Origin of the sequence: Dyadobacter linearis, from assembly GCF_907165045.1 — a bacterium.
In the GTDB taxonomy this organism is placed as follows: domain Bacteria; phylum Bacteroidota; class Bacteroidia; order Cytophagales; family Spirosomataceae; genus Dyadobacter; species Dyadobacter linearis.
The window spans coordinates 780,090-792,449 of the sequence record NZ_CAJRAU010000001.1 but is presented as its reverse complement, the minus strand read 5'-3'; the positions used below and the strand labels follow the sequence as shown (position 1 = coordinate 792,449).

Sequence of the window (12,360 nt, the reverse complement as noted above, 5' to 3'; positions counted from 1 at the left end):
TCGCGTCACAGCTTCCGAATTTTGATAGTAAATGCATGCGCAGGATTCTGAACCATTAATTGATTCAAATCTTTCTCTTCAAAACCTTTCGATTGCAAATACGGGATCAGCTTGTCGGAGATCGTGGTATATCCTCGAAATTTGCCTCCGTCGAGTTCGCCCGGTGTGTACCAGCCGGCGTCGTGGGAAATGAGTAGCTGGTTTAAAAAACCGTTGTTTTTCAGGAAAATAATCAGTTCGGCATTTGCGGCGACGCTCTTATCATCATCGCCAATACCGTCTAAACTCACCCAGCAGCCGTTTTTCGCGGTATTTGCAATCTCCTCACGCGTTCCATTTGCGTGCACCCACACGAATGCTTTCGGGTCGACGCCCATTTTCCTTAGTATCTCAATTTCCTGATCAGCGGGAAGCGCCGGGCCGGTGTGGGAGCAAATGGTTAGTCCCGTTTTTAAATGCGTAAGTGCAGCGGCAGTAATTAATTTTTGATGTAATGCTGAAAGCGGGCCACTATTCACGCCAGTTTTGATAAATCCCGGCCTTACATCCGTCCCGTCGATACCGTTTTCAAATTCCGAGATCCAGCGGGCTGCAAGCGTTTCTGCGCTTTCGGTAAATGCCCAGGCAGGGAGGTATTTGTTGTCGGAAGCTCCGTAGTAACCTGTGTTGGTGATAATCGTCAACCCCGACTGGTCGGACAGCTTTTGAAGCAATTTCACATCCCGCCCGAGAAATGCTGGCGTGCATTCAACCAGACTTCTGATCCCGCGCTTTTTGATTTCAAGCAAATAGGGAAGTACTTTTTTGATGACTTCTTCGTGCTTCCAGCGGTCGGGGGATATTTTATCAGCACCAATAAAATCAACCAGGACGTGTTCGTGGATTAATGTGGTACCGATGTCAGCGGGCTTTATTCTTCCGTTTACCGAGTTGATAAAACCGTTGTCAGCATTCCAGTCAGTCAGGAATAGCGGTGCAGCTGTGGCGGCTTTCAGGAATTTCCTGCGGGAGATCCTATTTTTCGCCCCGGCGCCCATTATTCAACAATAATAAAAGGATTGGGACTGAACGAAATTACAAAGATGATGAGCGCACAAACACCGAGTATAATGCGTGGCGTATCGAGCGGCTCGTTCTCCTCGGTTTCGGGATGTTTGATGCCAAGAAAACGGCCCAGAATGAATACAAAAGGCAGAAACCCTGTGGAACCTTCCCAATCCGGACGCAGGTAGGAAACAGCAAATTGCGCCACCACAATGATCAGACTGACCATAAACGCAGTGCCATTATTTTCACTCACCCTTTTGAAACAGATATAAAGCAGGTAAATGTAGAGTGCGAGATAAATGAGTTGTTCGTAAAAAGCACCATCGTTTGCAGTCGCAAAAGACTCGGCCCGGAATAGTCCCAAACCCGCGTAGAATGCGAAAAAGCCAAATAACAGGGGCGCAATTACATTAAATTTCTTTTTGCCGATCAGCCCGTAAAGGATATGACCGCCATCGAGCTGGCCGATCGGAATAAGGTTGAGTGAAGTAAAGAAAAGTGCAAGATAACCCGCAAAAATGTAAGGGTAATGCACCATTTCATTCGGGTGCGGCAACAGGTTGGGGTCAGCTACGTAGGTTTTGAAAAGCCAGAAAAGGATATTATCACCTAACACGAGGTTTCCACTCGCATTATCGTAAACAAACTGCGGGTAGCTCGATCCATAGCGCGCATATTCAGGGTGAATTGTGAATATGTAATCGACCGGAGGCAAATGCGTGAATCCGTACCATAATACAGCTAATGCAGCTATAAAACCCGCCAGCGGGCCGGCAATACCAATATCGAAGAATTTCAAGCGGGAAGTAACGACGGACTTAATGCGGATAAATGCGCCCATGGTACCAATGCTTTGCGGGATCCCAAACCACAGCGGAATGTAATAGGGCAGGGTAACTTTCACCTGGTGCGCTTTGGCCACGAAATAATGCCCGAACTCGTGTATTGTCAGAATAGCAAGAAATGGGATTGAGAAGTGCAGACCTTGTAAAAACTGCGGCCAGCCTAACAGCTTTTCCTGCGCCTCGGCAGCACTGGCAGGCTCTACGCCGCCCAGCATCGCGTAAAAGTTGTATACAAAAGAGAAGATGTTGCCAAACATCCACTCAGCGCCAGCCAACGTCGTGGTAATGATCGTTACTACAAATAAAATCCCCTGTATCAGGTAAGTACGCGCGCTAGACTGCATAATCTTTCAGATATTCCAAAATGGTGGTAGGCTTTTGAACATGAATCACTTCAATGCCAAGTTTAGCGGCTGCCTGAATGTTGTCGTAATTATCGTCGAGGAACAGGGTTTCGTCTGCTTTGATCCCAGCCTGGGCCAGTACTTTCTGGTAAATCAGCGGGTCAGGTTTCATTACTCCCATTTCGTAGGAAAGAAAAACAGTCTCGAACAGGTCTTGTAATTTCTTGACCCCGGTCGACGCTTCCAGTATTTTGTTGACCTGCGTGATATGAATGGAGCTGGTATTGCTCAGAAGAAATAACCGGTATTGGGTACCCAGATTTTTCAATAGTTCTACTCTCTCCGGCGGCAGGTCCAGCAGCAGGCTATTCCAGGCTGTATCAATCGCTTCGTCAGAAAGATCATCGAACTCCAATATTTCCCGGATAAAATTCCGGAACCCGGCTTCATCCATGGATCCCGTTTCAAACTGGCGGAATATCTCGTTTTCATTAAAAATAGCCAGAATTTCACTCTGCTCCCTGCCGCTCAGTTCGGCGAAGGATTGCGAAGCGACGGGCACATCAATGTTCAAAATGACATCGCCCAGGTCGAAAATGATATTCTTTATTCGGGTATTTTTCATTCCACTACTACGCCCATTGCGCAGAATTTGTCAATACGCTGGTCAATCCTGTCCTGATCGCCTATTGCGGCCAGTTCTTTAATATTTTCTAAAATCACCCTTTTCAGCTCCTCTGCCATCCAGTTATGATCCAGATGGGCGCCGCCGAGCGGTTCAGAAATGATCCCGTCGATGAGCTTGTTCTTCTTCATATCCTTCGCCGTGATCTTCATTGCCTCAGCCGCTTGCTCTTTAAAATCCCAGCTTCTCCAAAGGATCGCCGAGCAGTTTTCAGGGGAAATCACAGAGTACCACGTGTTTTCAAGCATTAATACCCTGTCGCCGATCGCAATACCCAATGCACCTCCGGAAGCGCCTTCGCCGATCACAATACAGATCACGGGCACTTTCAGCATAAACATTTCTTTCAGGTTGCGGGCAATCGCTTCACCTTGTCCGCGCTCTTCGGCTTCCATTCCTGGAAATGCACCCGGCGTGTCGATCAGCGTTACAATAGGTTTGTTGAATTTCTCGGCGAGCTTCATCAGACGCAGCGCTTTCCGGTAACCTTCCGGGTTCGGCATTCCGAAGTTCCGGTGCTGGCGCTGCTTGGTATTACGGCCTTTCTGCTGACCAATCAGCATAAAAGACTGTCCGCCGACATTAGCCAGACCACCAATAATAGCCGGATCGTCCCGGACCTGGCGATCGCCGTGCAATTCGATAAATTCGTCACAGATCAGCTCGATATAGTCAAGCGTGTACGGACGATCAGGGTGGCGCGAAAGCTGCACACGCTGCCAGCGCGTCAGGTTTTCGAATATTTCTTTTCGAAGATTTGTGATATTGCCTTCCAGCAAAGAAATGGCATCCGAAAAATCTACATTGTTTTCTTTTGCCAATGTCTTCATTTCTTCGAGCTTACGTTCTAGCTCGGCCATAGGTTTTTCGAAATCCAGGTATGTTCTCATATGTAGGTTCTTGTCGTTGAGGGGGAAGTGTTCAGAGTTCGTAAGTTCTTCCCCTGGATGGTATTTCTACCGAATTATAGCCAAATTCTTGAATTTTGGATTGAAGGTCAGCCATACTCTGCTGTTCTCCGTGGACCAGGAAAATGCCTTTCAGCTTCTCTGGATCCTGCATTCTCACAAATTTCAAAAGATCGTTCTGATCTCCGTGCCCGCTAAATACGTCAATTTTTTCAATATTAGCCAAGACCGGCAATTGCTTTCCGCGTATCGATATTGTATCCTGTCCGTTCAGTAACCGCCAGCCCAAAGTGCCCTCCGAAGCATACCCGATCATCAGGATCGTGGCATAAGGATTACCGATATTAGCCTCCACATGCTGCTCGACGCGACCGCCCTGCACCATTCCCGAAGAGGATATGATAATGCAGGGCTCGTTATAATTTGAAACGGCCCGGCTGGCATCAGAACTTTCCAGGTAGATCAGATTTTCAAAATCGAAAAGCATATCGTTGTCTTCCTGAAAACTCCGGGCCTCCTTATTCAGCATTCGTCCGTGTTTCTGATAAACTTTCGTGCTGCTGTGCGCGAGCGGACTATCTGAGAATACTTTTATGAATGGAAACGATTTGTCGAGGTACAGCTTGTTGAGCGTGTAAAGCAAAGCCTGCGTGCGGCCGACGCTGAAAGACGGAATGATCAGCCTGCCCGGAATATCAATGCAGGTACGCTTGATCACATCTGCCAGCGCCTCCACGGGCTCGGCGGTATTTTCGTGCAGCCTGTTTCCGTAAGTCGATTCGCAAACCAGATAGTCTACCTGCGGAATCTCCTGAGGATCAATGAGAAGCGGATAGTTTTTCCTGCCAATATCTCCTGAAAAGCAGATCCGTTTTTTCTCTCCGTTTTCAAATACCTCCACCACAATATGCGCAGCGCCGAGCAAATGTCCTGCCGCGTAAAACGTAACAGTCACATTATCAGCAATACGGTAGCGTTGTCCGAAAGAGACGGGCACAAAATTGTCCATCGCTTCCAGTACATTTTTTTCAACGTAATAATCTTTCGGAACTTCCTTCTGTTTCTTGCCGCGCTTCTTGGATCCCAGGCGCGCATTCAGCCGTTTCTGGTGCAGGTTTGCTGCGTCTTTCAGCAATAGCGCCGTCAGTGCCAGCGTAGGCTCGGTACAAACGACCCTGCCTTCGAATCCTTCCTTATATAAATTAGGAATGTTGCCCGAGTGATCAATGTGGGCGTGCGTTAAAAGTACTGTATTGATCAGGCTTGGCTCGAATGGAAAAACGCCTTTCTGCTCTTCATACCTGTTTTTTCTGCCAATCTCATCTAAATCAAAGTCTGAGCCGCAATCAATCAAAATCCGGTAATCATCAGATTCCAACAGGAACATGCTACCGGTCACTTGTTGTGCAGCTCCCCAAAATGTCAATTTCATATAAAAATGGGGTGAAAACCTATACTGGTTTCATGCATCCGACAAAAGTACCAAAAAACCGACTGTGATTTGGACTTTACTGATTAGTTTAGATTTTGGGTCAAACATCAGGGCCCCGTCAACAGCTGTTAAATAACGTTATGAAATTGCTTTCGCTTACCTGTCTTATACTTTTTTGCAGACCTGTTTTTGCCCAAAATATTGACAGTACCGCATTAAATAACCTCCGCGACGCAGCTTTGGAATTCCAGAACAGCGAAATTATGCGTAGCGGCTCGCTGGCGATCAGCGTGAAAGCGGTAAAAGAGCGGACGAATGTGTTTGGCCTGCATCAAGAGCTGTCCCTGCCCTCAGCTTCTACATTAAAGCTCGTTTCCACGGCGACTGTGCTGGCTGTTTTTGGGGGTGATTTCAAATATCAAACTTTTCTGGAACACGACGGGCAAGTCAAAGGGGATAGCTTAATAGGTAACCTCTACATTCGCGGTACCGGCGATCCGTCGCTAGGCAGCGACCGTTTCACAGGCTTTCTGAAATCCGCCGAGCTGATCAACCGCTGGGTAGCTGCGCTGAAAAAGTCCGGTATCAGGCATATTAAAGGAAAAGTACTGCCCGACGCGTCGTTTTTTGACAACAGTACCGTAGCGAGTACGTGGATCTGGGGAGATATGGGCAATTATTACGGCGCGGGCGTGCAGGGGCTTAATTTTAACGAAAATCTGTACCGCGCAAAATTCAAACCCGGCGTAGAACCCGGTGATCCTGCAACTTTTTTGGGTATTGAGCCAGCGATTCCTTACCTGACTTTTACAAATCAGGTTACCACTGGTGAAAGAGGTTCAGGTGACAAAACGATTCTGTACAGCAGTCCGCTGGGAAACCGCGTGGTATTAACGGGAACTGTGCCGGCCGGGCAGGCTACATTTTCAGTAAAAGGCTCCATTCCAGATCCAGCGGAATATGCAGCTTTTGCATTGAAAACAGCCTTGGGGAATTCGGCTGTAACGATTTATGATCAAAATCTGCCTTCGCCGGGCGCGCCTCAGAGCTTAAATCAGAGAAAAGTACTGGACGAATATAAATCGCCCGCGTTGCGCGAACTCTGTCAGCAAACCAACTTTTGGAGTATTAATCTTTACGCCGATACATTCCTAAAACAAGCTGGAAAAAGGCTTTCAGGTCAATCCGATTTCGACAATGCAGCGAAGGCTGTAACCAGTTACTGGTCAGGCAAAGGAGCCGATTTGAGGGGTTTTTATATCAAAGACGGCAGCGGCCTTTCTCCCTCAGGTTCCATTACAGCAGGCAGTTTGACGGAAATTCTGAACCTTGCGAATAAAGACGCCAGCTTCAATGACTTTTACAAAAGCATTGCGGTTTTAGGTCAAAATGGTACAGTCAGGAATCTGGCGAAGGGAACGAAGGCGGCGGGTAATGTACACGCCAAAAGCGGCTCTATCGAAGGCACACGGGCTTATGCGGGTTATTTCACTTCCAGGGCAGGGACTTTGATGAGTTTTACGATAATTGCAAACAAATATATGCCGGGCAGTCAGCGGATTGTTTCCGACGAGCTTGTAAAGCTTATGAGCTTAATGGCACAATTGTGACAAGTCTTGCATAGTTTTACAAGATATTTCCAATGCAAAAACAGGCTATGAAGAAAATTGACGTATGTGTAATCTACTACGGAAAACCCTACCAGACCATTATTTCGATACTTTCCCTGCTGAAATTCAGCGGGCAGCACATTAACAAAATATATATAACCGTTGAAAAGACACAGCCTTACGACAAGTTCGGCGATGTGTACCACGTCATCAAAACGATCAGTCCGCTGATTGCGGTTGACTTGTATTATCCCAAAATTTTCTACCAGCTGGGTTACCTTGATTACGACCGCACCAAACGCGACAGCACCTATCGTTACCAGATCCCTTACCAGTACGCGCTGGAAAAAGCAGAAAGTGAATACCTGTTTATCATGCACAACGACATGGTTTTTTACCGGGATATGATCGGTGAAATGCTGCCCGTTTTCCAGGATCCGAATGTAGCCGGAACGGGCTCAATTGGTCAATGCTGGTCTTGTCCAGGGTTTTCAGCGAAAGTGTGTCACGGTTCCAAATTCGAGCAATATGTGCCTACGCAAGCCGAAGCGATCGCATTGCACCAGGCTTACGATACTCCCCGGAAGGAAAAGGATATTGAAGTACTGGAAACGGGACGCGTACATCCGATGCCCGAATGCAGGCTCAATGAATATGCCTGTATGATCAACCTCGCGCTATATCGCCAGCAAACTTTGCCGAAGGGAGATAATGTATGTTTCGGCGGAAACTGGGGCTTTACCGCGGATCTCGGGACCGGCTGGTTTCATCAGATGGTGAACCAAGGATTTCGGTTCCAACATTTTGTATTGGAGGATTATGCTTCACATTCGCAGTTCAACCCGATCGGGCAGGGAATACATGCCTATTCCAAGCAGGATAACTACAACCTGAGCGAGGCGAATGCATTGCAGTATCTCAAAGAAAACTACAATACCGACGCCGCGCTGGATGGTAAATATAAATTCCTGGCAAAAGTGCGGAATGTAAAAGGGAAGCTGGATAAATTCGAAACCCTGTGGATTCACCGGGCTAAGAAGGTTTACAGAAGAGTATTGGGCTAAACCCCGATCACTTCACTTCCTCGATCATAAAATTGTGATTTGTGTAAATACACAGATCTGCCGCCACGGTGAGACTTTCTCTCACCATTTCTTCGGCGGTCAAATGCGGCGCGTGCTTTTTCAATGCCTGCGCTGCGGACAATGCAAAGTTGCCTCCCGAGCCGATCGATGCGATACCGTTTTCAGGTTCCAATACATCGCCGGTTCCGGATATCACCAGGATTTCATCTTTGCTGGCAGTGATCATCATCGCTTCCAGTTTTCTCAGGTATCTGTCTGTGCGCCAGTCTTTTGCCAGCTCTATTGCGGCGCGTTTCATATTGCCGCCGTATGCATTCAGTTTTTCTTCAAATCTTTCGATCAATGTAAATGCATCGGCCGTGGAACCGGCGAAACCTGCCAGGATCTTTCCGCCCTGCAATACCCTGATCTTCTTTACATTTCCTTTTGCAACCGTATTGCCCATCGTCGCCTGGCCGTCGGCGCCCAGTGAAACGGTTCCATTATGAAGTACTCCAAGTACGGTCGTCGCGTGTATTTTTTCCATGAATTAAATGCTGAATTGATTCGATCAAATGCGAGTTTAAAACAAAAGTGCCAGACCGGATAGCCTGACACTTTGTTCATTTTATATTATTTTCAATTACTGAGTTGTCACTAAACCAGCATGCTCATCGGCTCTTCCAACAGTTTTTTAACTGTCAGCAGGAACTGGGCAGCAGTTGCGCCATCCACCACGCGGTGATCAGCAGATAGTGTCACTTTCATGATATTGGTCGGGTACACCGTTCCGTCTTCTTTGAATGCTGCTACCTTTTTAATACCACCCACAGCCAGGATACATGAATCCGGAGGGTTGATGATCGCAGTGAATTCATCTACACCAAACATACCCAGGTTAGAAACCGAGAATGTATTTCCTTCCCATTCTTTCGGCTGCAACTTCTTGTCTTTCGCTTTTCCGGCCAATTCTTTTACTTCACCCGAAATCGCCGAAAGCGTCTTTTTGTCAGCATCGCGCACGACCGGTACCAGCAAACCTTCGTCTACTGCCACAGCTACACCTACATTCACATAATTGTATTTTCTAATCTTATCTCCCAACCACGCCGAGTTAACAGCAGGATGTTGTCTCAATGCAACCGCGCAAGCTTTGATCACCATATCGTTGAAAGAGATCTTCGCCGGGCTCACTTCATTCAATTGCGGACGAAGTGCCATTGCTTTATCCATCACGATTTCCATTGTCACATAGAAATGAGGCGCGGTGAATAAGCTTTCGCTCAGTCTGCGTGCAATGGTTTTACGCATTTGCGAGATCGGCGTGTCGGTAAAGTCGCCAGTAGCCGCTGCGCCAGATGCAGCTGCCGCAGGAGCGCTGGCTGCTTGTTCTGCCGGTTTCTGAGCTGGTGCACTTTCTGCTGCTTTTTCAGGAGCGGCAGCTTTTGCGGCTGGTTTAAATTCGTCTACATCGCGTTTTACGATACGACCGTTATCTCCGCTGCCTTCTACCTGGCTCAGGTTAATGCCTTTTTCGTCTGCCAGACGTTTCGCAAGAGGAGAAGCCTTAATGCGTTCGCCGGAATCTGCTACTGAAACTGATTTTTCCGAACCGTTATCACTTGCCGGAGCTTCTTTACTTTCTGCCGCAGGAGCTGCTGCTTCGGGAGCTGCTTCGCCGTTTTCACGGGCGATCAATGCTTCTGCATTCGCGCCTTCTTCACCAATTACTGCAATAATACCATCAACAGGCACAGATTCGCCTTCCTTGATACCTACATACAGCAAAGTTCCGTCTTCATATGCTTCGAGTTCCATCGTGGCCTTGTCGGTTTCGACTTCCGCCAGAATATCACCTGATTTTACTTTATCACCTACTTTTTTCTGCCAGGAAACCAAAGTTCCCTCCTCCATCGTATCGCTCATTTTTGGCATACGAACCACCACTGCATTGATCTTCTCTATGGAAGCTGCCGGAGCAGCGGCAGGTTTGCTGGCTGGTTGTTCGGGAGTCGCAGTTTCGATTGCCGGAGCAGAAGCTTCCGCCTTAGGCTCTTCTTTGGGAGCTGCCTCAGCACTTCCGTTGGATGCAGCACCGTTGCCGCTACCTCCTTCAAGCAGTGATTTGTAATCTTCACCTTCCGAACCTACAACCGCCATTACACCGTCCACAGGCACTGAATCACCTTTATTCACGCCGATATACAGAAGTGTACCGTCATAGTAAGACTCCATTTCCATCGTGGCTTTATCGGTTTCGACTTCGGCCAGGATATCTCCGGATTTTATTTTATCACCTACTTTTTTGTGCCATTCTGCGATAACACCCTCTTCCATGGTGTCGCTCATTTTGGGCATACGAATTACTTCTGCCATATCGCTTGTTAAGGTATTTTAGTTTCTTGGTCTAAAAATTAGATTTTAGTCAAAATTACAACAAAAGGCCAATTTTGCACCCGTTTTGAAGATAATAATGAACTCCAGACTTTTTAATTGATCTTCAAAACGGCCATAAATGCCTCCTGCGGGATCTCCACATTTCCTACCTGACGCATTCTCTTTTTACCTTTTTTCTGTTTTTCGAGAAGTTTCCTTTTACGGGAAATATCACCACCGTAGCATTTCGCCAAAACGTCTTTCCGCATTGCTTTCACCGTTTCGCGGGCAATGATTTTCTGACCGATCGCAGCCTGGATCGCAATTTCAAACATTTGACGAGGGATCAGTTCACGCAATTTTTCGCAAAGCTTTTTACCCCATTCGTAGGATTTAGACCTGTGAACGATCGCCGAAAGTGCATCTACCGGCTCGCCGTTTAACATTACATCCAGTTTCACCATATCCGACTCCTGGTAACCTGCCAGTTCGTAATCAAGTGAAGCATAGCCGCGTGAGATGGTTTTCAGTTTATCAAAAAAGTCAAAAACAACCTCCGCAAGCGGGATCAGGAATTGCAGCTCAACCCGCTCGGAAGTAAGATAAACCTGATTTTTGAGTATACCCCTTTTATCCATGCACAAATTCAGGATCGGGCCGATGTAATCGGATTTCGTGATGATCTGTGCATTAATATAAGGTTCTTCAATCGTTTTTATAAAGTTAGGCTCAGGCATTTCCGAAGGCGCACTGATATTCATCAGTTTGTCTTTTGTATTCAAAACACGGAATTGCACGGAAGGAACGGTCGTGATTACCGTCATGTCAAACTCACGTTCAAGCCTTTCCTGCACGATTTCCATATGCAGCATGCCCAGGAAGCCGCAGCGGAAACCGAAGCCCAATGCAGCAGAAGTTTCAGGTTCCCAAACCAGCGCCGCATCGTTCAGCTGCAACTTTTCCATCGCTTCGCGAAGCTCTTCGAATTCACTGGTATCTACCGGATAAATACCCGCAAATACCATTGGTTTTACCTCAGAAAATCCCTGGATACCTTCGCTGGCCGGTCTGTCAATATGGGTAAAAGTATCGCCCACTTTCACTTCCTTGGCCACTTTGATACCCGAGATCAGGTAACCTACGTCGCCGCATTCCACCACCTGTTTCGGGATTTGTGCCAAACCGAGCGTTCCGATTTCATCAGCTATATATTCCTTGCCCGTCGCCATAAACTTAACGCGGTCGCCTTTTCTGATACTGCCGTTTTTAACCCTGAAAATAACCTCAATACCGCGGTAAGAGTTAAACACGGAGTCGAAAATCAGCGCCTGCAACGGAGCCTTAGGGTCGCCTACGGGAGCAGGAATGCGTTCAATAATTGCACTTAAAATAGCCTCAATCCCGATTCCTTCCTTGCCGCTCGCCGGGATAATATCCTCGCGTTTGCAGTCAAGCAGTTCTACCATCTCATCCTTGATCTCCTCCGGCCTTGCACCGGGAAGGTCGATTTTATTCAATACCGGAATGATCACCAGATCGTGGTTGATCGCAAGATATAAGTTTGAAATTGTCTGGGCCTCAGTGCCTTGTGAAGCGTCTACAAGGAGTAAAGCACCTTCGCAGGCTGCAATCGAGCGGGATACTTCGTAGGAGAAATCGACGTGGCCGGGCGTGTCGATCAGGTTAAGAATGTATTCTTCTCCTTCATAAATGTAGTTCATCTGGATCGCGTGGCTCTTAATCGTGATTCCTCGCTCGCGTTCCAGGTCCATATTGTCCAGCAGCTGCGCCTGCATTTCGCGCTTGGTTACGGTTTTGGTAAATTCCAAAAGGCGGTCAGCCAATGTACTTTTGCCGTGGTCAATATGGGCAATAATGCAAAAATTACGGATTTTCTTCATGAAAATAGTTACTATTCCAGCGCTTTGAAGTTCAATTTGGGCTCAAAGCAACCACAAAATTACGAGGGTAATTAATATTTCAACTCCTTTTCTCAGCTATCTTAAAACTATTAAAGCGAGAATGCCCAAATTCCCGCTTTAATAAGTT

At 47.2% G+C, this 12,360-nt stretch carries 10 protein-coding genes; 2 read left to right on the top strand and 8 right to left on the bottom strand.

The window, feature by feature from the left end; all coding sequences use genetic code 11:
- Positions 1-5: 5 nt before the first annotated feature.
- Genes KOD92_RS03145 through KOD92_RS03125 form a run of 5 tightly spaced genes read right to left on the bottom strand, consistent with a single transcriptional unit; the run spans position 6 to position 5,261 of the window.
- Positions 6-1,037 carry a phosphotriesterase family protein gene (locus KOD92_RS03145; RefSeq protein WP_215232054.1) on the bottom strand — a complete coding sequence of 344 codons (1,032 nt, stop codon included), beginning with the start codon at positions 1,035-1,037 and terminating at the stop codon, positions 6-8.
- Positions 1,037-2,236 carry a site-2 protease family protein gene (locus KOD92_RS03140; protein ID WP_215232053.1) on the bottom strand — a complete coding sequence of 400 codons (1,200 nt, stop codon included), beginning with the start codon at positions 2,234-2,236 and terminating at the stop codon, positions 1,037-1,039. Before KOD92_RS03140 ends, KOD92_RS03145 begins: the two co-directional genes overlap by 1 nt.
- The gene (locus KOD92_RS03135) at positions 2,226-2,861 is read right to left on the bottom strand and encodes an HAD family hydrolase (protein ID WP_215232052.1); all 636 of its coding nucleotides are present in this window, start codon (positions 2,859-2,861) and stop codon (positions 2,226-2,228) included. Before KOD92_RS03135 ends, KOD92_RS03140 begins: the two co-directional genes overlap by 11 nt.
- The gene (locus KOD92_RS03130; RefSeq protein WP_215232051.1) at positions 2,858-3,811 is read right to left on the bottom strand and encodes an acetyl-CoA carboxylase carboxyltransferase subunit alpha; all 954 of its coding nucleotides are present in this window, start codon (positions 3,809-3,811) and stop codon (positions 2,858-2,860) included. Before KOD92_RS03130 ends, KOD92_RS03135 begins: the two co-directional genes overlap by 4 nt.
- A 31-nt stretch (positions 3,812-3,842) precedes the next feature.
- Positions 3,843-5,261, bottom strand: coding sequence for an MBL fold metallo-hydrolase RNA specificity domain-containing protein (locus KOD92_RS03125; protein WP_215232050.1), 1,419 nt, complete (start codon positions 5,259-5,261; stop codon positions 3,843-3,845).
- A gap of 140 nt (positions 5,262-5,401) precedes the next feature.
- Between KOD92_RS03125 and dacB the strand changes: the two genes are divergently transcribed.
- Together dacB and KOD92_RS03115 are read left to right on the top strand one after the other, a co-directional pair.
- Positions 5,402-6,871, top strand: a complete 1,470-nt coding sequence (gene dacB / locus KOD92_RS03120; protein ID WP_215232049.1) for a D-alanyl-D-alanine carboxypeptidase/D-alanyl-D-alanine endopeptidase — start codon at positions 5,402-5,404, stop codon at positions 6,869-6,871.
- A 47-nt stretch (positions 6,872-6,918) separates the two neighbouring features.
- Positions 6,919-7,935: a hypothetical protein gene (locus KOD92_RS03115; protein WP_215232048.1), complete on the top strand. Its 1,017-nt coding sequence runs from the start codon at positions 6,919-6,921 to the stop codon at positions 7,933-7,935.
- Between the two features lie 7 nt (positions 7,936-7,942).
- On the opposite strand, the gene hslV is transcribed toward KOD92_RS03115, so the two are convergent.
- The 3 genes from hslV to lepA form a co-directional block, all read right to left on the bottom strand.
- Positions 7,943-8,482, bottom strand: coding sequence for an ATP-dependent protease subunit HslV (gene hslV, locus KOD92_RS03110; RefSeq protein ID WP_215232047.1), 540 nt, complete (start codon positions 8,480-8,482; stop codon positions 7,943-7,945).
- Between the two features lie 110 nt (positions 8,483-8,592).
- Positions 8,593-10,311, bottom strand: coding sequence for a pyruvate dehydrogenase complex dihydrolipoamide acetyltransferase (locus tag KOD92_RS03105; protein ID WP_215232046.1), 1,719 nt, complete (start codon positions 10,309-10,311; stop codon positions 8,593-8,595).
- 113 nt (positions 10,312-10,424) lie between these two features.
- On the bottom strand, positions 10,425-12,212 hold the full coding sequence (gene lepA / locus KOD92_RS03100) for a translation elongation factor 4 (RefSeq protein ID WP_215232045.1): 1,788 nt from the start codon (positions 12,210-12,212) through the stop codon (positions 10,425-10,427).
- Positions 12,213-12,360 lie beyond the last annotated feature (148 nt).